Consider the following 22,150-nt stretch of genomic DNA (forward strand, 5'->3'; position numbering starts at 1 on the left):
AGGATCAATTGTACAGCTGGCAGCGGATTTGTTTCCGTGCCGCCAACATGATCATGAGCCATCATTTTGTGCAGGAACAGGTCAAAGATTTTTTTTATTTAACAGAAGAAATCAAGCTTAAAATCGCGGATGAAAAGAAAGAGGAAAACGGCATTTTAAAATCCTCCCGTCAAAACACCACCTATCGGCTGCTCTCCAATCATTTTAAAGGACAGATTCCTACAAATATTCTCAGCTACCTAAACAACACCCTGATATCCTCTTTTAACAAGGAAAAGGTGGCCTATTGGAAAGGTGAAAAGTCGCTCAGGAATTATAAAAAGAATATTCCCTTGCCTTTCGGGGCGGAAGTGATTTCAAAGCTGAGCCATACGTCCGATGGACGTAATTTTTGCTTTAGATTATTTCAGATCCCACTCAGAACTTATTTGGGTAAAGACAGATCAGATAAAAAAGTTTTATTGAACAGAGTACTGAACAGCACACTAAAACTCCGGTCAAGTCAGATCCAGCTGGATCAGGGTAAAATCTTTTTGCTCGCAGCCATTCAGATCGAAAAGGAACAACATCATTTGGATACCTCCGTCATTGCTGAAGCATCCTTATCTATTGAACATCCCGTTACCGTTAAAATCGGCAGCCAGGAACATACTATTGGCAACAAGGAAGAATTCCTACACCGGAGACTAGCCATACAGGCGGCGATCTACCGGGTAAAGAAGGCGGTTGCTTTTAACCGAGGTGGCCATGGACGGAAGCGAAAAAGGAAAAGCCTGGAAGACTACCGGCATCAGGAAAGAAAATATATTGACTATAAACTTCATGTGTATAGCCGCATGCTGATAGACCTGTGTGTAAAGCATGAGGCGGCAACACTTATTCTCGTCAATCAGGAACTAAAGGAGGAAATAGCGAAAGAAGATCCGTTCTTATTGCAGAACTGGAGTTATTACAGCCTGAAAGAAAAAATTGCCTATAAAGCTGACAGAGCGGGCATTCAGCTAGTAGTTGAATAGAAGTATCAGGCTCAGGCCAGTCCTGATGGTGATAAAGTCAGTTCTTTGAAAGGAAGCTATTTAATATGGAGGCTGTTTGTACAGCCATAGGGTGAGGTTACTTTAACACTCACTGAATTGTTTAGGTAGAAATGTCTATTAGTGGACATCACCTATCTTGAAAGCAATATACAATGCTCTATTGTAAGTCCGTTTCAGAAACGCATATGCTCTAGGCATGACAAAATGTAGATCTTGGTAATTGATTAGATCCTGGGTTGATAGATATGCCATCCGGGAAAATTTTATCTCTTTTCGAATGCCACGGGACACCAGGCTGTTTGTATAGAAATAAGAGGCTGCTTGTACAGCCATAGGGTGAGACTGAAACCGTGCTCACTAAGTTCCTGGCAGCATTTGGCAGTGTCATTTGCCTGCTCCATAGCGAACATACCATGCCGGGGTAGCTTATTAAAATCCCTTTGGACATTTAGGTCTGGAAAAAAAGTATAAGAGGTTACTTCTACATGTAAATATTAAAGAAACTTGAGGCTGCTTGTACAGCCATAGGGTGAGACAAAAAATGTACTCACTGAGTGTAAAAGACAATACAACCGCTACGGGCTCTATTAATATGACGTATATAACATCTTTGCAACTAGCGTAAAAAAGGCCTTTTATATTTTTATAGGTTTCCCCCGCATGCATTAATAAGCTAAAACATGCAGGGTAAAAAGTCCTCCACCAACAGAAGGCATTGGCAGCGGTAAGCTCACTGCAGGATGACTCGTTGGTAAAATTATTATTTGCAAAAAATGCTATCTTAAAATCTTCAACAGGTAAGAGCCGTATCCACTTTTCACCAAAGGCTCGGCTACTTTCCTTAACTGCTCTTTATCAATAAAGCCCATTCTGTAGGCAACCTCTTCGATACATCCGATTTTCAATCCCTGACGTTCTTCGATTACCTGTACAAATTGTCCGGCCTGCATCAGAGAAGCAAAAGTACCTGTATCTAACCAGGCAGTACCTCTGCTCAATACGCCAACTTTTAGCTTGCCTTGCTCCAGATAAACTTTATTTACATCAGTAATTTCGTATTCCCCTCTTGGTGAAGGTTTGATGTTCTTCGCAATTTCTACAACAGAGTTATCATAAAAATATAAGCCTGGAACTGCATAATCTGATTTAGGTTGAGCTGGTTTCTCTTCAATTGAAATCGCTTTGTTTTGATCGTCGAACTCCACAACACCATAACGTTCAGGATCTGAAACCCTGTATGCAAATACAACACCACCATCCGGATCTGCACTTGATTGTAATAATTTAGCCATTCCATCGCCATAGAAGATGTTATCTCCAAGCACTAAAGCAACTTTATCATTTCCAATAAAGTCAGCCCCGATTACAAAAGCCTGTGCAAGACCATTTGGCTGCTCTTGTACGGCGTAAGAGAACTTACAACCAAGAGATGCTCCGTCGCCAAGAAGTTTTTCGAAATTAGGGAGATCGTGAGGTGTTGAGATGATCAGAATTTCTTTGATTCCCGCCAGCATCAATATAGACAATGGGTAATAGATCATCGGCTTATCATAAACCGGCATCATTTGTTTACTCATTACCAGGGTTAAAGGATGCAACCTTGTGCCACTTCCCCCTGCTAAAATTATTCCTTTCAAGTTATAGCGTTTGTTTGTTTAAAAATCTATTAAGGTGTTAACTATTTACGTCTTTATCCGAAGATACATTATCTTCCAGCTCTTTAAACCATTCCGCACCATATTTTCTGGTCAAAGGCCCTTTTAAAAATTGATAAACCGGTACTTTTAACTCTCTTCCAAATGAACATGCATCATGGCAGATGTGCCATCTGTCGTAATTTAAAACTTCAAATTCCGGGTATTGGGTTACCCTGATCGGATATAGATGGCAAGAGATTGGTTTTTGCCAATCGATTATTCCCTGCTCATATGCCTTCTCAATTCCACACTTCGTAATTCCGTTCTCGAAGGTAACATAAGCACATTCTTTGTGCCCATCTACGCATGGCGTAGTTAAATCGCCATCTGCATCAACGACAGATGTTCCCTGCTCTTCAATTGCGGCTATTCCCTTAGGTTCAAGCAAATGCTGAATCTTTGGATAAATTTCTTTAAGTATTGCTGTTTCTGCTACATCTAAAGGTGCACCAGCATCACCCTCTACACAACAAATACCCTTACATTTGTTGAGGTTGCACACAAAGTTTTCCCTGATCAGGTCTTCATGCACGAGGGTATTTTGTACTTCTATCATCTTCTTCTATTTTACTATAGCCAGGGGATACCTTAATCCATCGGCCGATTTAATTTCCATTATTACTGACCCTACCAGAATCTCCACCTGAGCCTTTACAGGCACCCTGTTGCCATCATCAGTAATCCATAAGTACAATTTACTGTCTTTACGGAATATCCTTCCTGGCTTTATGGAAGGGCTAAATTTAAGACAGCTTATTTTTCCAAGCTTAGTCTTTATCACTTCCTTACCTAAATATTGTATTTGGAGCTGACTGATCTCATCGCTCAGGAAATAGTTTAGTTTAACAAAATCACCGGATTTCATTTTAGAGACATCAAGGCTTCTGGCAAAATAGTAAGAAGAAACCAGGTCGAATGTTTGATTACTAGGGGCAATAAATGTACCCTTTGTAGCCACTACTTTCCTCTCCTCCTGATTAAATCTGGCTTTGTCCTGTCGCCTGTAACTCCCTTCCCTGATATTCTCCTGAAAGAAATAGGGCTTTAAGTTAACCTTATCTATGTAGGAATCGTAATGATCTCTGATCTTATAAAAGATATCGAATGTTCCGGAGGTTACTCCATCCACACTTAATTTATAAGTCGGATTACCCTCAAATTTAAGATCAGAGTTAAGCACTTTTAATGTGCCTTCTGCCGCGGTAATAAATCCATATTTCAATTTATAGGTTAAAACCTCTCCGGGTTGAAACACCGGTTCCTTTACAAAAGGTAACTCCTGGGCCGCGGCTCTAAAGCTTAGGAATGCAACAACAATAAACAATAGTGATTTTCTCATACCTAAGCTAAAACAAAAAACAATCCAAAATTAATCCTTTCGCTTATATATGGGCACAGTAGAACATGGCTCTCCATACATAATGCTTTTTACAACTGGCGTTAGCAGATTAGTAATCTCTACATAAGCTGCAACAGGCAGATCAATATCTGCACAACCTTTTACGACCACACGCTCACCGGCAAAGGCATTAAGATCAATCTTTGCCAGGGCTTTAGTAAACAACACGGCTTCTAATGTTTCAAGGCTACCAAATACAACCTCATTTGCATATGGTTTCATTTTATTGGCTAACAGCATGTAAGCCCAGGTAGGTACTATAGCATCGGCACTGCAGGTGATTGCTACATTTTTACCAGTATAAGCGGCCCAGTCGTGCGCTTTTATAAACTCTCTGAAATCTTTCTCTCTTAACATTAGTCCGTGAAAAAGATTATCCTTAATATCATAAACGACTCTCTCGCCCTGATTAAGGTAATCTTCAAGGTTAAACGTAATTAAACCGCTGGCCGCTACTTTATTGACAAAATTTTCTTGAATCTCCATCTCTCTAAAATAAAAAAACCGGAAGTAGAAACTACTTCCGGTTACAAAATTACGTAAAATAAGATTAATAGAATTTCACCCTATTGTCTTTTATGTCGCTTTTATCTTGCAATGCCTGAAATGCCGCACCCAAAGAGCGCTGAGCAGTAGCCTGCATCATTATTTCTTTTTGTTTATAAGTATTCGCTAACGGTGCAGGATTAGTAAATCCATCTACTGAGAATGCATAAACACCACGCTCGCCATCAATTGCTTTAGAAAGCTTACCTGGCTGAGATCCAAATACTGCTCCAACCACTTTATTTTCCTGGCCACCGCCTGGGATAATAGGATTAGAGAATACGATGTTTTGAACCGGTGTTGCTGGTTTAGCCAGTTTTTGAGCTACCTGATCAATGTTGGCCGCACCTTGTAATGCTTTGTCAACTTTTTCTTTAAGCATTTTAGCTTTAACTAGGTTACGAACCATTGGCTCAATATCTTTCTTCACTGCATCTAATGGTAATGTTCCTTTTGGTCTAATATCCGTAACACGTGCTACCACAAATGAATTATCCATTTGATATACCTGGTCTAACACATCTCCTTTTTTAGCATCATACGCATCACGAATTAATTGACGTGGATTATCTAAGCCCGGAGCGAAACCTTGTGTTGGTGTAATTTTATCAGCTACACCTACAGTATAACCTTTTTTCTGAGCAAGCTCAGAGAAACTGCCACCTTTAACTTCACTTAAGAAGTTACTTGCTTTTTTATAGGCCGCATCTTTAGTTTTATTACTTGCCAATAAGCTCTTCTCGATGTAAGCCAGTTTAGCCACTTTTGAAGAACCAATTTGTTTCTCGATTTTAATTAAGTGCACACCAAACTGTGAGGTTACCACTTTAAGGTCGCCAACGCTACCGTTAAATGCAGCATTCTCGAATTCAGGCACCATTTGGCCACGTGCAAAAGTACCAAGATCTCCGCCTTTATCTTTAGATCCGTCTTCGCTGTACTGAGCGGCTAAAGTAGCAAAGCTTGCGCCTTTTTGAATCAGTCCTTTTAACGAATCGGCCATTTTTACAGCTTTATCTACACCACCAAGTTTGCTGGCATCAAGTAAAATATGACTTGCTTTCACTGAATCAGGAGAGAAACGGGTATCTATAACTTTAACCAGTTTGTAAGAGTTACCTGAGAATTTAGGCCCGAAGAAACTTCCTGCAGGCAGATTAAATACTACTGAATCTACAGCTGGGTCCAATTTACCTTTATTAATATAAGTGTATGGAACTTTAACGTCTGAGTTAACCGCAGCAAAAAGAGAATCGTTGGCTGCTGTTTTAAAGTCGGCTGCAAGTTTCTCAACCTGAGATTTAACCGCTGCAGAATCTTCTTTAGTTGGGCTAACACTGAAAGACACATACTCAAATGCACGTGTTTCTGTAGGGTTTTCAAAACGTTGTTTGTTATCGTTATAGTAATCTGAGTAATCAGATTCTGCAATCTTTACGCTTGCGTCAGGAATAGATGCATATTCAAGACCAACATATTTAAAGTTAGCCAGTTTATTACGGTTTATATATTCATCATTAGCTTCTAATGAAGTTACATAAACAGCGTTGCTGATCATCTTAACATATTTTTGTTGTAATGCCTGTCTTTCTATTTCAGCTTCAACTGCCTGAAGCTGTTTTGCCATATTAGGATCTTTGTAACCTTCTTTAAAGGTTCTGATCACCTGAGCTCTATCAACCTGACCAGTTTGAGGGTTTCCAAAATATTGTACAATTATCGGGCTTGGATTGTCTCCTTTAATCAGGTCAGCCAATTCATCACCAGAAACGTTTATACCTAAACGGTTATACTCTTTTCCTAAAAGAACTCTTGCTACTTCACCTTGCCACACATTATCAACCGCCATAGCCTGCATTTGGGCATTGCCTGAACCACCATATTGTTGTTTGAACTGAGCAAGGCTTTGATCAACCTTAGCCCCAAACTCATCTATGTTTATATCCTCACCATCAACAGACCCCACAACTTTTTGAGAAGCAGCCCAAAAAGGCTTACCTACGTTAATTGCATCACCAACCAAAAATGCAACAATTGCAAAACCGATGGCTCCTATCAGAATATAGCCTGCGCGATTCCGCAAAAATGTCATTAAACCCATAATATTCTTATTTATAATTTTTTTTAAGAGGGCGCAAGATACAACTTTTGCTAAAAAAAGAAAATATTAAATTGTATTTGAATAAGTATTTAAAAATTAGGGAAATAAGGCCCTTAAATAATTGTGCTTATTCTCCGAAATTATCCGGCACATAGGTCTCACCCGATCCGTTTTTCCAGTTGATAAAATTGAAATCTTCGGTAGCAGTAAAGTCGACCGCATTAAGCACTGTACCGTCTGGTTTTGTAACTACTCCCTTTGGAGATAAAAACAGTTTCTTGTTTTGGTCCCAAACCAATTCTTCGGTATTAAAGGTCATGTTTTCATTAACAACAACAACGTTTCTCCTGAAGATGGTCAGCTTCTCGGTATCCTTCATAATCGCATAGTCTGAAGTTATAGAGCCTTTGATCTTTGTCGTGATTTCGTCGATGAAGTTGATTTTTACACCCTTTGGCATTTCCTGATAAACAGCGCCATTGGCGGGAGTAACTTTATCCAGAATAGGTGCAAACCCTTGCGCTTTAACTTTAGCAGAGTCGCTATAAATAATGTCGACACCGGTTGTACGGTCCCTGTTTAAGGCAATCTTTTCAGATAGCTTTGCGGCTTTCTTCAAGTCGTCTTCTCCACAGGAGCTTAAACAAATTTGCAGCAGACAAAGTATAACACTTCCATATATTATACCCCCGGTTTTCATTAGTCGAATTTATATCTTCTGAACCAGGTATCGTTAAGTGTAAATCCTAGATGGAAATTAATATAGTTCTCCTGGATAAGTCCGTTCGTTAGTGATCCTCTTTTTCCTACTTCAGTAGTAAAGTTTAGCTTGTAAAAAGAGCTTCTGCTAAGTGCTAAAGGAAGCCCTACACCAAAGGTAACTGCCATTTGCTTTACGTCCTGATTATTTAGCTGGATATAGGTTTTATCATACTGGAATCCAACACGATAATCTACATGCTTAAAATATCCCGAAACTGCACTTGCATCCGGCGTGATTTGTCCACCTGCCGAGAAACCCCAGCTATCCTGCAATCCCTGATTAACACCATCCATGCTCAATTTAGACCACTGGCCCATTCTATAATCGGCACCAATCATCCATTTGTTATCTCTTTGAATAGAGATCCCGAAATTGTGCATTAATGGAAGTTTCATTTTAGCTGAGCTGTTTTCAACTATTTTAACAGTATCAACTTGTGGCAATTCATTACCTTCATTATCCCTTTGGTATAAGGTAGTTAAGAAAGTCTTTTTGTAATTGACTGACGAAGAAGAGGATCCTGAATAACCTAAAGTAATGCGTTTTCTTGTTCCCAGTGGAATTTCATATTGTGCGCCGTAAGAAAAACCAATTCCACCAACACTATTCTTTTTAATGTTGCGGCTATTACGGGCAACCTGATTAACCGGCTCTAAAGAGGCGCTTTCCTGCAGGTTTCCGAATATGTATTCGATGTTACCACCAATTCTGAAATGGTCTCCGAATTGCTGTCCGTAACCAAAATATGCTTTTGTTAAGTTTCCTTCTCCTGAATAAAGGTAATTTACGCTGTTTGTATCCAGTTTATCACTAACCGTATATTCGTAACCAAGCTCTGTAAATGGCAACAAACCAAAGCTTAAAGCTGATTTTCCTGATATTACCGGGAAAGCAAGTGCAACATGACTAAGTGTACCGTTAAAACTGCTTTCAGATTTTGAGCCATCTTTTAGGGTAGTAAAAGCTCCGCTTAAACCCATATCAAGTGTGGTCATTGTGATTCCGGAATAGGATGCGGGGTTCTGCATATTAATATTGCTAAATCCGCTGGGTTTATAAACCCCTGTGGAAATACCACCCATTGCCTTAAACTGAGGAAGTAATGCTCCTTTTACGTTTCCAAGTCCAAACCTGGAGTATGGCGACTGTGTTGTAACCTGCGCATTAACAGAAATACTGGTAAGCAATAACAATACTGCCGCTATATAATTAATCTTTTTGTACATATTCAAAAGCAATGACTTCATTTAATCCTTTTAATACTAGGTATGGATCGTGTATAATTTGAGGCGCAAAGATGCTGTTTTTTAATTGTTTCAGCAAAAAAGCTGCATCTCCTCCTGTTATTAGTACCGTCAGATCCTTATTTTCTTTATTTTTATGGGAAATAAATCCCTCAACTTCATTAATTACGCCTTGTAAAACTCCGCTTTTAATGGCAGTTGGCGTGTCTTCACCCGCGGGTATCTCTGTTTCAGTTCTATCCCACTTTACGAGGGGCAATCTGCGGGTAAAATGATGTAATGCTTCAAAACGCATGTGTAAGCCTAAACTTATACTACCTCCAAAATAGGCATCATCGCTATCCAGCAAATCATATGTGATGCAAGTTCCTGCATCAATTATAAAACAATTTCTTTTGGGATAATAATAATGGGCTGCAATAATCTTTGCCCACCTGTCCAAACCCAGCGTAGAAAGTGTTTTATAGTGATTCTTGATTCCAGTGTTTATCCTTGTAGAAAACTCAATATAATTTGTGTTCTCTTTTAAAATGCCAATGACATCTTCAAATTCAATGGCTACACTTGAAATTGTTGAATTGCTAATCTTATACTGCTTAATTAAACCTATCAGCGCCTCAGCCGTTACTTGTTTCAGCGTTTGATATTCAACCAGCTTCCGGTTATTAAAAACAGCCAGTTTACTATTCGTGTTACCAATATCTATGACAAGATTATGCATTCAGGACAGCTACTCCAAACTTCATTGCACAAAGCTATTAATCTTTAGCAAGTTTCAACATTTCAAATTGTTAAAAAAAGTTAAACAAACAAAAAGTACTGAATAGCAAAAACCAGGATTAGAAACATACTTTCATAAAACCATCTTTTTTTGGCATTTGAGAAATAGTACGCCAATAAAACCGCTCCCGGGGGTACACACAACAAGAAATGATATAACCTGAAATCGGGTTTGGTATAAAAACTGACAATGCTGATGATGAACATAAAGAACAGCATTTGAAATGCCTTTCGTGTACTGATGAAGCTTCTAAAAAAGTTCTCGCGCAGCTGCAGTGTGGCCAGAACAATCATCACCACCACCGGAACCAGCACCAGGTAGTCGTTATAATTGATTGTAAATACAGATGGGAATTTATTGGTTAACGGCAGCCAGATCTTGTAGAACATGGACAAATTATCATTCCAATAGTAGTAAACGCCTACAAAGAAAAATATGGTTAAGAACCCCACCAGACCAGAAATCCACTCTCGCCAGCTAAACGACCTGTATAGCAATAATGTAAACCACAGCATGGCCAGCATGACAATAAAAGGAAAATAAATAAGCGTTCCGATAGCGATGATCATCCCTACATCAAACATCGTCATGATTGCGTTTAGAGATTTCCCCATCTTCAAAAATTTGTCCATTATCCATATCATGAGGAAATTACAAATCAAAGTAGGACTCAGAATAAGAAAAGGCATAAACAAGCTCGAAGCGGTAACATATAACAGTGCAGGTAAATACCCCGGCTTACTTAACAAGCCATGATTGTTGACCACCCTGTTAAACAGGATTGCCTGTACAAAAATGATTATCCCTGCAAAAAAAACATTGCCTGCAGGCGAAAAAGTATTTTGAAGAGGCATCTGAATAAAGAATTTAGTATACGGTTCTAAAAATTCAAACTGAAGCGATGGAGGGAGGTCAGCAAATATTGCCATGCGCATAAAAAATGTATATGCGAATAATATGAGCAGGTTTATGGGGTTTAAATTTCTAAATTGATTGATCATGCCTGTATATTAAGGCAAAGTAAAGCAAATTATCTGGCAAACTGCCTCACAACTTTATCAATTACCGCAGCGGTTTCATCTGGAAAATGAAATTGATGCTCCTGAGGATTGCTTACCCAGTTTTTAATAATTGGCAACCAGTTTCTATTGCTTCCCCATATTACGGGTAGTCCGAATTGCTTTAATGCGAAAGCATTACATTGCTGTTCGTACTGAAATTTCATGGGCGCAACAAGCAATTTTTTACCCATATGCAATGCTTCGGCAGGCCCCTCAAATCCGCCACCTGTAAACAAACCTTCGCAGGAAGCTAAGCTCTTATTGAACAACTCATTATTCACCGGCTGAACAGCCACATTTTCATCAGTATAGGCCACTTTAGTATGTTTAGAGAAGACCTCCCATTTGATATGCGGGATTTGTTTTAAGATAGGAACGAGAAATTTATCGTCTATTGCAGGCAGGTAAACGGTATAATGGCCCAGGTTTGAAACAATCATATTCCTGATTTCAGCACGAATTACCGGTGTATAAATGAAATCATCATATCTATCGAAATGGAAGCCAACATAATGAGATGCAGGAGCATAGTATTTCATAACCAGCTGCGCCCAATCTATACTTTTAGGTTTAGGAACTTTTTTAGATTGAAAGGAAGCCTGGTGACTGAGCCCAACGCTTTCTATCCGCTGGCGTTTACAAGCCCAGGCGGTAACCGGTTCAAAATCATTAAGGATCAGATTATACTCCTTAAGCGGCACACTACGCATGTCTTTAATAAAAAGGGGAAGATTCATTTCCTTCCACGTTTCATAATGATTTACACCACCTTTTTTACCGAAAATAAAGCTAAAGCCATGAAGCTGATATTTCACCTGCTGTGTTAATTTAACATCGGCCTGGGTTCCGCTGATTAAAAGATCAACATCTCCATATTGCTGTAGCAATGGCACAATTTCTCTTGCCCGGCTAATGTGTCCATTACCGGTTCCCTGAATGGCGTAAAGTATCTTCATCCGCACCGAATATCTGTAATTTTAATCAGAATATATTGCTTTTTTATAGGTTATAAAGCTTGCATGAGCTGAATTCAAAGTAAAAGAACAAATGTAAGCTCATGCAGGTTTAACGCGCTAGGCAATTTCTAATTTAATCTTTTGCAATAAAGTATTAATATCCAATTTACTGTGAAGATCTTCACTGTCTGACAAAACACCTTCCTCTGCTTCATCCTTCTCAAAGTCCTTTTGATCGTACTTAAAAATCTTCCAGCCTTTATCGTAGTACTCGAGTGCTGTTAAATTTTCAACCCAGTCGCCACTATTCAGATAAGTTACTTCACCATCTTCTGTGGTAATGGTACGCATTTCGGGTTGGTGAATGTGCCCACAGATCACATACTGGTAACCTTTTTCGACTGCAAGTTCTGCAGCGGTATACTCAAACTTATTGATGAATTTTACCGCATCTTTAAACTTGGCTTTAATTTTTTTAGAGAAACTCATCTTCTCGCTTCCTATAGAAGTAAGGCACCAGTTTACAAAACTGTTTATCAAAATCAGTGTATCATAACCTACTGCACCAAGTTTGGCCAGCCATTTAGAATGCTGCATGGTTACATCAAAAACATCACCATGAAAGAACCATGCCTTTTTTCCATCGAGTTCCAGGATCAGCTTATTCTGAAGGTGAAATGCACCTAAATGCATGTCGGCAAATTTTCTCAGCAATTCATCATGATTACCTGTTAAATAATATACTGGAACGCCCTCTACTACAAATTTCATTAGTTTTCGAACGACCTTCATATGGGTTTCTGGCCAGTATCTTTTACTAAACTGCCATACATCTATGATGTCGCCGTTCAGCACCAGCATTTTAGGTTTAATGCTTTTAAGGTATTTTAACAATTCTTTGGCGTGACAACCATATGTCCCAAGGTGAACGTCGGAAATTACAGCTATATCAACTTCTCTTTTAGATATCATCTTCCTCCATTGTTAATTCGTATGGGCTGAAAAAGAAAGCTACTATTGCAATGACACATACTATTAAAAACAGTTCCAACATAGGATATTAGTTTATTATACAAATTTGCAACACGTAGATTAACAAGGCGTTAAGAAAACATTATGATTAACCGGAAGGACAAAAAAAAAGGCCGCCACTTTTTAAAGTAACGGCCTGTGTAAAATTTTATAAACGACTATTATTTAGCTGCTTTTTTCTTTCTCTTATCGTCATAGAACGCAAATCCAAGACCAGCTACTAAAAGGATAGAACCGGCCAAAGAGATTTTTTCACCCAAATAATATGAAGTTGGCTCAAATTTAAATTCAACCTTATGGTTACCCGCATCAAGCTGCGCAGCACGAAGTACATAATCTGCTCTGAAGTATGGTTTCTGAACCCCATCAACATACATATTCCATCCTTTATCGTAATAAATTTCAGAGAACACAGCAATGATATCACGAGGAGCGCTGTAAGAGTAAATCATATGATCGGGGCTATAGCTATCCAGCTTAATGGAAGCCGTTGGATCTGCCCCAACATTCTTAGAGCTGATCTGATCTTTGTATCTGACATCAACAATAGCTTCTTTTTTAGGATCAAAGCTGCTAATTGCTTTCATTTCCTCATCCGCATCTTTAACAAACTGGACGTTCTGAACAATCCATACGTTTCCTGCTGCTGTTGCATTATTTTTCATCTGGTAAGATCCGTTTTTAGGATCCTGGGTGATGATATATTTCGTGTTCAGCATGTCCAGCACATCCTGGTTAACACTTTTGGTAAGCTGGTTGTCTATCAGTTCCTGATATCTTTTCAGTTTTGCTGCGTGATACCCGCCGATGGTTTTATGGAAAGCAGAAGTACTTGCATCGGAGAAAGTATTAATGGTTAAATCCATTACCCTGAAATCAGGATCCTTATCTGAAGAGATGAAAGTATCCACTTCACGTGGTTGGAAATGGTTATTTAAATCCGTTTTACTCGCAAAATTACCGTTGTTCAGATAACGGCGATCTACCTGCCACATGTCAATCATAACGGCGCATCCCAACAGGATAAATGCAAGTTGCATGTTGATCTTTTTAGTGATAAGTGCCCATACCAAAGCGTATCCAACAGCAATAAACAGGAATGAACGAATGGCATCTGCACGTGCAATATCAGCCCTATCGGCAATAAGTGCATTGGCGATAGATTGCGCAACGCTGGCATTATTTTGAAGCATCTGTGTAAGCGCCTGTACCATTAACTGATGATTAGCTGTAGTGAAGCTAAACAGCGCGGTAGGCATGATGGCCACAATTAGTGCAAAACCACCAGTTATCCCACCTGCGATCGTCAGTTTTTTAACAAGTGTTTTTTGATCATAAGTGCCTTCCTGAGCTTCTTTAATGGCAAGAAAAGCTAAAACAGGGACCATTAAACCAACAAGGGCCAGAATAGACTCAACTGCTCTAAACTTATTATACAACGGGAAATACTCGAAGAAAAGGTCAGAGATCAACGGGAAGTTCTTTCCGAATGACAGGAACATGAACAGAATGGTTGTACCGAGTATCCACCATTTTAATCTGCTTCTTACGATTAGTAAGCCAAACACGAACAGGAAACATACGATAGCACCAAAGTAGTACGGGCCGGATGTTCCAGGTTTCTCGCCCCAATATTGCTGCAAGCCGATTTGTCCTGCCAGCTGGCCTATTGCCTGTGTTGGATCGCCGCCGGTTATACCCTGCAAAGTTTTATAAGTATGGCTTTCGGGCTTTACCAATGCATCTATACTGGTTGCACCACCATAAAGGTCCGGGATCAGGAAAGTAAAACTTTCGCCAATACCCTGACTCCAGCCATAAGCATATTCTTTTGACAAGCCATTTTTCTCCTCTGCCGCATCGGTAGTTAAGTTAGATTTGCCTCTGTTAGATTCTTTGCCGTACTCGTAAGTAGTCCATAGCTTACCTGTATTAACCATAAATGCAACCAGCATTCCAACGGCCAAAAAGCCTAAAGCCTTGCCCAACTGGTCAAGTTTCTTAGCTTTTACAGCATGGTAAATTTCAATACCGATGAATATTAACAAAGCAATCATCAGGTAATAGGTCATTTGAATATGGTTTGACCTGATCTCTAATGCAAGGAATAAAGCAGTTAAACTTGCCCCTATCCAATATTTTCCCCTGAGTGTTAAAATTACACTGGCGATTATTGGCGCACAAAATGCAATAGCAAGTGCTTTGTTGCTATGCCCTGCAGCAATAATGATAAAATTATACGATGTAAAGGCGAAAGCTATTGCTCCCGCTGCTGCCAGCCATGGATTGATGCGCAGCACGATAAACAGGAAATAGGCACCAACAAGGTACAATAAAACCGAATCTACCGGGTCAGGAAAAATAGTTTTTATTAGAGAGATGACATAAGTTGCTCCATTATACGGATGCTGAACCCAAATCTGGTATGCCGGCATACCACCAAAAATCTGGTTAGTCCATAATGGACCTTTACCATCTTTTTCTTTGTAGTGCATGATTTCCGTGGCGGTTGCCTTAGCTCCCAAAACGTCTCCCTGAGCAGGTGCCTTACCTTGCAGGACAGGACTGAAGTAGACAAAACAGATGATTATAAAAAATCCAATAATGGCCAGGTGTATGCCATTTGCTTTTAACCAATTATTCATTAAGGTTTGTTTATGATTTAAACTAACCCCAAACTTAGATAAAAAATCCTTTTTAAAAAAAATAAAAAACTGGCAAAAAAACGGCTATTTTATCTCTTCGTAATCTACAAAATCGCCTAATTTATCTGAATTTCCCTTCTTTTCTCTAGGTGGTACGTATTCGATTGAGATGTCGCCTTCTGGCTTTGAATAGCGTTGATTGTTCGGCTGGCGAGACTGGTTTGCAGCTTGCTGCTGAACTTTGCTAAACATACTTCTCAATACTACAGGAAATATTAAACGGAGGATGATCCGGATAATATACATGACCAGTACCGATATTAATATGAATTTTATAAGTCCCATTTCTTTATTTTAATATTTACAAATTTAAGTAAAACTGTTCAATTACAGCCTTACTAACCTCTCTGCAACCTTTGAAAAGAGATTTATTGGTAAAATATAGACACAGTTGCGATATCAATATTACAAACGCAATTAGATTATTGCAAAGCAATTACAATATACCTTATTTATTCTTCATATTTATTCTTCATCAACAATGGCTGCAACCCTGCCCACTTGCCCGTCTTCCAACCGAACCTTAATTCCTCTGGAGTGATATGGTGCTGAGGTTAATAAATTACTGACAATGCCTCTTGTTAATGCACCATTACGCTGATCTTTTTTCAATATGATATCCACTTCTAAACCCGGATATATGTCTTTTCTGTTTTTTCCGTCCATTATTTACCAAATCTTTCTTCAAACATTTTTTCCATTGCAAACATCTCATCTCTCAATCTTGCAGCCAACAAGAAGTCCATCTCTTTTGCAGCTTTAGCCATGTCTTTACGTGTTTTGTCTATTGATTTTTGCATTTCGGGCTTAGTCATGTACTGAACAATCGGATCAGCAGCTATGCTCACTTCATCAACTTCTACATATGCCTTTGCACGGGTAGCATTACCAGAGAAATCCAATACTGATGTTTGCTCGAGTATTGCCTCTCTGCTTTTACCTACAGTTTTAGGGACGATGCCATTTTCCAGATTATAAGCAATTTGTTTGTCTCTTCTTCTGTTGGTCTCCTCTATAGTTCTTGCCATAGAATCTGTAATTTTATCGGCATACATGATTACCCTCCCCCTATCATTACGTGCAGCTCGTCCAATTGTTTGAATTAACGCGCGATCAGAACGAAGAAAGCCTTCCTTATCTGCATCCAGTATGGCTACAAAAGAAACTTCCGGCAAATCCAGACCTTCCCTTAACAAGTTAATCCCTATCAGCACATCAAATTCACCTAATCTAAGTCCCCTTAAAATTTCTACACGTTCCAGTGTTTTTACTTCAGAGTGTATATAGCGGACTTTGATGTTTAAGCGGTCCATATATTTGGTCAATTCCTCAGCCATTCTTTTTGTAAGCGTGGTTACCAATACCCTATCGCCCATTTTAATGGTTTTATCGATTTCATCAAGCAAATCATCGACCTGGTTGATTGCCGGACGAACTTCAATTAAGGGATCTAGCAAGCCAGTGGGGCGAATTACCTGCTCCACATACACCCCATCAGATTTTTGCAGTTCATAATCGGCAGGTGTCGCACTTACATAAATCGTTTGTGGTGCCAAACGCTCGAATTCATCAAAATTAAGCGGGCGGTTATCCAGTGCTGAAGGCAAGCGGAAGCCATATTCTACAAGCGACATTTTACGGGATCTGTCGCCGCCATACATGGCTCTGATCTGCGGAACAGTGACATGGCTCTCATCAATCACCATCAAATAATCGTCGGGAAAATAATCAAGTAAGCAGAAAGGCCTCATTCCCGGCGAACGTCCATCGAAAAACCTTGAGTAATTTTCAATACCTGAACAATAGCCCAGTTCTTTCATCATTTCGATATCGAAATTTACCCTTTCTTCAAGTCTTTTTGCTTCCAGTAATTGTCTGTCGTCAATCAATTGATTTTTCCTGATCTCCAGTTCTTCCTGGATACCCCAGATAGAAGAGTTAAACCTGTCCTTTGGCGTTACAAACAAATTGGCAGGGTAAATGGCCATATCTTCAAGCTTCTCAAGTGTTTTCCCAGTCACAGGATCAATAGCACTAAGCTCTTCAATATCGTCGCCAAAGAATGAAACACGATAAGCCGTATCCAGGTAAGCAGGAAAAATATCTACGGTATCGCCCTTTACCCTAAACGTCCCCCTCTTAAAATCATTTGTGGTACGTGCATATAAAATCTCGACCAGACTATGTAAAAATGAATTGCGTGAGATCCGAGTTCCTACTGAGAAACGAAATACTGATCTTGAAAAATCTTCAGGATTACCCATACCATAGATACAGGAAATGGAAGAAACCACGATCACATCCCTGCGACCCGACATGAGTGCCGATGTAGTACGTAATCTTAATTTCTCTATTTCTTCATTTATACTAAGGTCTTTTTCTATATAGGTGTTGGTACTGGGCATAAAAGCCTCAGGTTGGTAATAGTCGTAATAAGACACAAAATAGTTCACGGCATTTTCTGGGAAGAATTGTTTAAACTCTCCATACAGTTGTGCCGCAAGCGTTTTATTGTGGCTGAGGATTAAAGTAGGCTTTTGAGTTTGCTGAATTACATTGGCAACAGTAAATGTTTTTCCTGAACCGGTAACACCTAAAAGCGTTTGATAATGTTCATCTCCATTCACACCCTCAACCAGTTGTTGAATGGCGTTAGGTTGATCGCCTGTAGGTTTATAATCTGAAACAAGTTGAAATTTCATCCGTGCTTTTTATGATTTTTAATTTTAGATGGTACCTGGCATAATTTTCAAATTTACAAAAAAAAGTACACAACGGCTATGCAGCCGCCAAGCTGAAGGTGGCAACTGTAACACCTTTAACTTAAAAGAGCAACCAATTGTTTTAGAGGGCAATTTTGTTTAAATTTATGTGATGATATTCGAACTCAGCAAAATAAATTCACATGCCAATGTTTTCATTTCGGAACTTCGGAATGAGCACATCCAAAAAGACGCCATGCGTTTCCGCAGAAATATGGAACGTATAGGTGAATTTTTTGCCTATGAAATCAGCAAGACGCTTGAATACACAAAAACGGAAACCCAAACCCCATTGGGCATTGCACCAAGCGTGCAATTGTTGGATCAGCCGGTTTTGGCAACGATTTTACGGGCAGGACTCCCCTTACACCAGGGATTGCTGAATGTTTTTGATCAAGCTGATGCTGCTTTTATTGCTGCCTACAGAAGAACCCACAAAAGCGGAAGTTTTGAGATACAAATGGAACATGTTTCGTCGCCTGATTTAACGGATAAAACCGTGATCATAGCCGACCCTATGCTGGCAACCGGTCTGACAATGGTACTTTGCTGTAAGGAATTAATACGAAGATATCCACTCAAAGAATTACACATTGTTTCGGTAATTGCAAGTACCGAAGGCGTTAGACATGTAAGGGCAAATTTACCCAAAGCTAAGTTATGGCTTGGCGCTATTGACGAAGAAATGACCAGTAAAGCGTATATTGTGCCCGGATTAGGCGATGCCGGAGATTTGGCATATGGGCTTAAGCAGTAAGGCGTTTTTACTATGATTAAACATATTTTTTTCGATTTAGACCATACCATTTGGGATTTTGACAGAAATGCTCAGGAAACTTTGCATGAGCTTTATACACATTATGAGCTTCAGAAACTCGGATTAACATCTGCTGAGGATTTCATAACGACTTATACTGAAAACAATCATCTGCTTTGGGCGCAATATCATGTAGGCACCATCACCAAAGAAACTTTAAGATCAGAGCGATTTAAAAAGACTTTTATTCAGCTAGGGGTATCCCCTGAACTTGTGCCACAACAATTTGAAGAGGACTATGTGAACCTGACCCCGACAAGAACTAATTTATTTGAAGGATCCGAAAAGGTATTGGCTTACCTTCAAAAAAAGTACACCTTACATATCATTTCCAATGGCTTTAAGGAAAGTACATTAACCAAAATGGATCGGTCAGGTTTAAATCCGTACTTTAAAAATGTGATCATTTCTGAGGATGTTGGTGTTAATAAACCTGACAAAGCTATTTTTGAATATGCGCTGGACAAGGCCAGCGCAGAAAAACATGAATCTGTTATGATTGGGGACAGCGTTGAAGCAGACATTCGCGGTGCCCAGGCATATGGAATTAAGGCCATTTACTTTAACCCTTTAAATAAAGAAAAACCTGAAGATGTTGAATGGCAAATTACACATCTTGAAGAATTAATGTTACATTTTTAAATGTTGCAGATCTTATGAAATTAGATTTAACAACATACATACTAAGAAAATCATTATGAAAACGCTCTTATTATTTATCGCAGCACTGCTGCAAACATCTTTAATCTTTGCACAGAATTCAGGCACCGACACAGAATTGTTTATTGAAGTTGCCGAACAGGGAAAAATTGTTGTCTATGTAAATGATGAACAGGTTGGTTCTTCAAAAGGCCGCTTCCGCTTTTATGACGTAGAAAACACTTCTCCAACTGTTATCATCATGAGAAACAATAGACAGATCGCAAAAACAACCCTATCCCTTACAAGAAATAGCAGAACAATTGCACGTTATTCAAGTTTTGATGGGCTCAAGGTGGTTAAAACCCTACCCATGTTTGATGCCAATCAATATGCCTTAGATGACTGGGACGGGATATTTGATAGTACCCCCGATGGCCCAACACGCCCTTCGAGACCTGCTGAACCTGGCAGACCTACACGCCCTACATTGTCCAGAGATAAAATCATGAGTAACCAATCCTTTGATCAACTTTTAAATATGGTGAGGCGTGCGGATTTTGATAGCGGCAAAATAAAGCTGGTTAAAAGCGCATTGAACAACAATAAAATTTCAGCATCTCAACTGACAGCTCTTGTAAAAGTTTTTGACTTTGATGCCTCCAGGCTTGAGATAAGTAAATCGGCCTATGATTCGGTTGCAGATAAACAGAACTATTTTAAAGTAACCGAAGCCTTTGAGTTTGACTTTAGTAAAGACCAACTAATGGATTACATCAACAAAAAAACTTCAAGATAATTATCCCTTTAATCCCTAAAAAAATATTCAATGAAAAAAATCCTTTACATCTGCTTTTTAGCATTCGGCTTTTCTGCTTGTCAGACCAGCCCTAAAGAAACTCAGAATATTGTTACACCTACACCAAATGGCGTTCCATCAGCACCATCTACTACCACATCGGTTCCTGCTCAGCAAAGTGCAGCTACTGGCGAAAGGCCGGCAAATAATCCGGCACATGGTCAGCCATTTCACGACTGCTCAATTCCTGTAGGCGCCCCACTTAATGCAAAAAACACAACCGCTCCTGCCGTACAAGCTCCTGTTGCAGCCCCTGCACAACAACAAGCGCCTGCAACAGATAAAGAAGTAAAATTGAACCCACCGCATGGACAACCTGGACATGACTGTAAAGTATCAGTTGGCGCACCCTTAACCTAAAAAAACTAAGAGACAGATTGAGTGTGAAGATCCCAAGCATTAAAGGTTTTGATCAGGCGGCCCTGGAGAAATATGTGAAAAACACAGGCTGGCTAATGTTGGCCAGAGTTGGAAGCATGGCCATTAAAGTTGTGGTAGGTATTGCCGTAACAAATTATTTAGGGAAAGACCAAAACGGAATACTTAATTACCCCGTGGCTTTTGTAACCTTTTTTACTGCAGCAGCAGCCTTGGGGGTAGATGGTTTTATAACCAGAGAACTATTGCGCAATCCTGAAAAGAAAAATGAATTGCTTGGAACAGGCTTTGCCATAAAGTTTATGGGAGGCCTTATTGTTCTTCCACTGATCTACACAACATACGTTATAGCTAATAGCTATAACAGAATCGACACTCCATTGGTTTTTATTATGACTGTTGGATTTACCGGTTTAATCCAATCGTTCAATATCATTGACAGTTTCTTTCAATCCAGAACGCAAGGCAAGTACATTATGCGTGTACAAATTGCAGGAAACGTTCTTTCTGCTGCGATTAAGCTTGCTTTGATCATCATTGGCGCCGGTTTGAAATGGTTTATTTTTGCACTTTTGCTAGACGCCGCATTGCTGGCAGCGGGTTACCTCTTTATTTATCAGAACAATGGAGAATCAGTTTTCAGATGGACATTTAAAAGCGATATCGCCAAATTTCTGTTAAAAAACTCCTGGCCCCTGGCATTTTCAGCGATCCTTGTTTCCATTTACATGAACATTGATAAGCTAATGATCGAATACTATAAAGGTACCGGAGAGCTGGGGATTTATGCCAATGCAGTTCAGTTTGCCGAAGCATGGTATTTTATCCCCGTTGCTGTAGCCGCCTCAGTATTCCCCGCCATTATGAATGCCCGCAGGGACAACCTCCAGCGGTATGAAAAGAGGATGCAAAACCTGTACGATTTAATGGTTTGGATAAGCATGGTTCTGGCCATATTTATCACATTTACGGCTCCATATCTCTTCAGAATATTTAAACCTGAATTTTATAGTGGTGCGCATGTGTTGTCGATACACATCTGGGCAGGTATCTTTGTATTTTTGGGTACTGCAAGTGCTCAGTTCTTAATTGCCGAGGGCTACACAAAATTATCTATGCTGCGTACCGCGATGGGTGCCTTGATCAATATTATATTAAACGTTTTCTGGATTCCTAAATATGGAATAGCTGGGGCAGCAATGGCGACATTGGTTGCTTATGCCTGTTCTACATTTTGGATTTTACTTATCCCAAAAACAAGGCATCAAGGTATAATGATGCTTAAATCGTTGCTGCTAATTACATTATACCAGAAATTAAAAGGTTCAAAAGACCAGCCAGGTTAGACCTAACATAAATTTTAATATTGATAT

21 protein-coding genes are annotated in these 22,150 nt (G+C 39.4%); 6 read left to right on the top strand and 15 right to left on the bottom strand.

Annotated elements, in window-relative coordinates; all coding sequences use genetic code 11:
* The coding region (locus AC1DDK_RS17730) for a nuclease/transposase family protein (protein ID WP_477634018.1) at positions 1-1,016 on the top strand (1,016 nt) is incomplete at its 5' end.
* Positions 1,017-1,813: 797 nt separating this feature from the next.
* On the opposite strand, the gene rfbA is transcribed toward AC1DDK_RS17730, so the two are convergent.
* From rfbA to uvrB, 15 genes are all read right to left on the bottom strand, one after another.
* Positions 1,814-2,674, bottom strand: a complete 861-nt coding sequence (rfbA, locus tag AC1DDK_RS17735; protein WP_288883107.1) for a glucose-1-phosphate thymidylyltransferase RfbA — start codon at positions 2,672-2,674, stop codon at positions 1,814-1,816.
* Between the two features lie 37 nt (positions 2,675-2,711).
* Entirely contained in the window at positions 2,712-3,290 is a 579-nt protein-coding gene (locus tag AC1DDK_RS17740) for a DUF3109 family protein (RefSeq protein ID WP_172662096.1), read from the bottom strand.
* Positions 3,291-3,296: 6 nt separating this feature from the next.
* Positions 3,297-4,073, bottom strand: a complete 777-nt coding sequence (locus AC1DDK_RS17745; protein WP_172662097.1) for a DUF3108 domain-containing protein — start codon at positions 4,071-4,073, stop codon at positions 3,297-3,299.
* Positions 4,074-4,103: 30 nt separating this feature from the next.
* Complete coding sequence (locus tag AC1DDK_RS17750) at positions 4,104-4,619, bottom strand: DUF2480 family protein (RefSeq protein WP_172662098.1); 516 nt, start codon at positions 4,617-4,619, stop codon at positions 4,104-4,106.
* 64 nt (positions 4,620-4,683) lie between these two features.
* Positions 4,684-6,780: a peptidylprolyl isomerase gene (locus tag AC1DDK_RS17755; protein ID WP_337716910.1), complete on the bottom strand. Its 2,097-nt coding sequence runs from the start codon at positions 6,778-6,780 to the stop codon at positions 4,684-4,686.
* Between the two features lie 127 nt (positions 6,781-6,907).
* Positions 6,908-7,480, bottom strand: coding sequence for a hypothetical protein (locus tag AC1DDK_RS17760; RefSeq protein ID WP_337716912.1), 573 nt, complete (start codon positions 7,478-7,480; stop codon positions 6,908-6,910).
* The gene (bamG, locus tag AC1DDK_RS17765) at positions 7,480-8,790 is read right to left on the bottom strand and encodes a BamG family beta-barrel-assembly machinery protein (RefSeq protein ID WP_337716914.1); all 1,311 of its coding nucleotides are present in this window, start codon (positions 8,788-8,790) and stop codon (positions 7,480-7,482) included. The genes AC1DDK_RS17760 and bamG overlap by 1 nt, the downstream gene beginning before the upstream one ends.
* A complete protein-coding gene (locus AC1DDK_RS17770; RefSeq protein WP_337716916.1) occupies positions 8,753-9,508 on the bottom strand; it encodes a type III pantothenate kinase in 756 nt (251 codons plus the stop codon). Before AC1DDK_RS17770 ends, bamG begins: the two co-directional genes overlap by 38 nt.
* 80 nt (positions 9,509-9,588) lie before the next feature.
* A complete protein-coding gene (locus tag AC1DDK_RS17775) occupies positions 9,589-10,569 on the bottom strand; it encodes a DUF6427 family protein (RefSeq protein ID WP_172662101.1) in 981 nt (326 codons plus the stop codon).
* Between the two features lie 29 nt (positions 10,570-10,598).
* Positions 10,599-11,585 (bottom strand): glycosyltransferase family protein, encoded by a 987-nt coding sequence (locus AC1DDK_RS17780; RefSeq protein WP_337716917.1) that lies wholly within the window; start codon positions 11,583-11,585, stop codon positions 10,599-10,601.
* A gap of 117 nt (positions 11,586-11,702) precedes the next feature.
* A complete protein-coding gene (locus tag AC1DDK_RS17785; protein ID WP_337717138.1) occupies positions 11,703-12,554 on the bottom strand; it encodes a UDP-2,3-diacylglucosamine diphosphatase in 852 nt (283 codons plus the stop codon).
* Between the two features lie 224 nt (positions 12,555-12,778).
* Positions 12,779-15,262 carry a hypothetical protein gene (locus AC1DDK_RS17790; protein WP_337716921.1) on the bottom strand — a complete coding sequence of 828 codons (2,484 nt, stop codon included), beginning with the start codon at positions 15,260-15,262 and terminating at the stop codon, positions 12,779-12,781.
* A gap of 84 nt (positions 15,263-15,346) precedes the next feature.
* Complete coding sequence (locus tag AC1DDK_RS17795; RefSeq protein ID WP_172662104.1) at positions 15,347-15,607, bottom strand: DUF4834 family protein; 261 nt, start codon at positions 15,605-15,607, stop codon at positions 15,347-15,349.
* A 180-nt stretch (positions 15,608-15,787) separates the two neighbouring features.
* Entirely contained in the window at positions 15,788-15,988 is a 201-nt protein-coding gene (locus tag AC1DDK_RS17800) for a YwbE family protein (RefSeq protein ID WP_337716922.1), read from the bottom strand.
* On the bottom strand, positions 15,988-18,024 hold the full coding sequence (gene uvrB, locus AC1DDK_RS17805; protein ID WP_288883094.1) for an excinuclease ABC subunit UvrB: 2,037 nt from the start codon (positions 18,022-18,024) through the stop codon (positions 15,988-15,990). Before uvrB ends, AC1DDK_RS17800 begins: the two co-directional genes overlap by 1 nt.
* 172 nt (positions 18,025-18,196) lie before the next feature.
* Here uvrB and upp point away from each other — a divergent pair, with 172 nt between their 5' ends.
* Genes upp through AC1DDK_RS17830 form a run of 5 tightly spaced genes read left to right on the top strand, consistent with a single transcriptional unit; the run spans position 18,197 to position 22,123 of the window.
* Positions 18,197-18,841: a uracil phosphoribosyltransferase gene (upp, locus tag AC1DDK_RS17810; RefSeq protein ID WP_172662106.1), complete on the top strand. Its 645-nt coding sequence runs from the start codon at positions 18,197-18,199 to the stop codon at positions 18,839-18,841.
* A gap of 12 nt (positions 18,842-18,853) precedes the next feature.
* Complete coding sequence (locus tag AC1DDK_RS17815; RefSeq protein ID WP_288883090.1) at positions 18,854-19,543, top strand: YjjG family noncanonical pyrimidine nucleotidase; 690 nt, start codon at positions 18,854-18,856, stop codon at positions 19,541-19,543.
* Positions 19,544-19,598: 55 nt separating this feature from the next.
* Positions 19,599-20,339 carry a DUF4476 domain-containing protein gene (locus AC1DDK_RS17820; protein WP_337716924.1) on the top strand — a complete coding sequence of 247 codons (741 nt, stop codon included), beginning with the start codon at positions 19,599-19,601 and terminating at the stop codon, positions 20,337-20,339.
* A 30-nt stretch (positions 20,340-20,369) separates the two neighbouring features.
* Positions 20,370-20,759 (top strand): hypothetical protein, encoded by a 390-nt coding sequence (locus AC1DDK_RS17825; RefSeq protein WP_172662109.1) that lies wholly within the window; start codon positions 20,370-20,372, stop codon positions 20,757-20,759.
* 23 nt (positions 20,760-20,782) lie between these two features.
* Entirely contained in the window at positions 20,783-22,123 is a 1,341-nt protein-coding gene (locus tag AC1DDK_RS17830; RefSeq protein ID WP_172662421.1) for a flippase, read from the top strand.
* The last annotated feature ends 27 nt before the right edge of the window (positions 22,124-22,150 follow it).

The organism is Pedobacter sp. 05T44, from assembly GCF_056395985.1.

Bases quoted from the DNA above. Each gene is read 5' to 3' on its own strand.
- AC1DDK_RS17775 (WP_172662101.1), bottom strand. From the start codon at position 10,569: ATGATCAATCAATTTAGAAATTTAAACCCCATAAACCTGCTCATATTA.
- AC1DDK_RS17740 (WP_172662096.1), bottom strand. From the start codon at position 3,290: ATGATAGAAGTACAAAATACCCTCGTGCATGAAGACCTGATCAGGGAA.
- AC1DDK_RS17795 (WP_172662104.1), bottom strand. From the start codon at position 15,607: ATGGGACTTATAAAATTCATATTAATATCGGTACTGGTCATGTATATT.
- AC1DDK_RS17825 (WP_172662109.1), top strand. From the start codon at position 20,370: ATGAAAAAAATCCTTTACATCTGCTTTTTAGCATTCGGCTTTTCTGCT.
- uvrB (WP_288883094.1), bottom strand. From the start codon at position 18,024: ATGAAATTTCAACTTGTTTCAGATTATAAACCTACAGGCGATCAACCT.
- AC1DDK_RS17800 (WP_337716922.1), bottom strand. From the start codon at position 15,988: ATGGACGGAAAAAACAGAAAAGACATATATCCGGGTTTAGAAGTGGAT.
- AC1DDK_RS17745 (WP_172662097.1), bottom strand. From the start codon at position 4,073: ATGAGAAAATCACTATTGTTTATTGTTGTTGCATTCCTAAGCTTTAGA.
- AC1DDK_RS17770 (WP_337716916.1), bottom strand. From the start codon at position 9,508: ATGCATAATCTTGTCATAGATATTGGTAACACGAATAGTAAACTGGCT.
- AC1DDK_RS17750 (WP_172662098.1), bottom strand. From the start codon at position 4,619: ATGGAGATTCAAGAAAATTTTGTCAATAAAGTAGCGGCCAGCGGTTTA.
- AC1DDK_RS17760 (WP_337716912.1), bottom strand. From the start codon at position 7,480: ATGAAAACCGGGGGTATAATATATGGAAGTGTTATACTTTGTCTGCTG.
- bamG (WP_337716914.1), bottom strand. From the start codon at position 8,790: ATGAAGTCATTGCTTTTGAATATGTACAAAAAGATTAATTATATAGCG.
- AC1DDK_RS17755 (WP_337716910.1), bottom strand. From the start codon at position 6,780: ATGGGTTTAATGACATTTTTGCGGAATCGCGCAGGCTATATTCTGATA.
- AC1DDK_RS17820 (WP_337716924.1), top strand. From the start codon at position 19,599: ATGAAAACGCTCTTATTATTTATCGCAGCACTGCTGCAAACATCTTTA.
- AC1DDK_RS17790 (WP_337716921.1), bottom strand. From the start codon at position 15,262: ATGAATAATTGGTTAAAAGCAAATGGCATACACCTGGCCATTATTGGA.
- AC1DDK_RS17780 (WP_337716917.1), bottom strand. From the start codon at position 11,585: ATGAAGATACTTTACGCCATTCAGGGAACCGGTAATGGACACATTAGC.
- upp (WP_172662106.1), top strand. From the start codon at position 18,197: ATGATATTCGAACTCAGCAAAATAAATTCACATGCCAATGTTTTCATT.
- AC1DDK_RS17815 (WP_288883090.1), top strand. From the start codon at position 18,854: ATGATTAAACATATTTTTTTCGATTTAGACCATACCATTTGGGATTTT.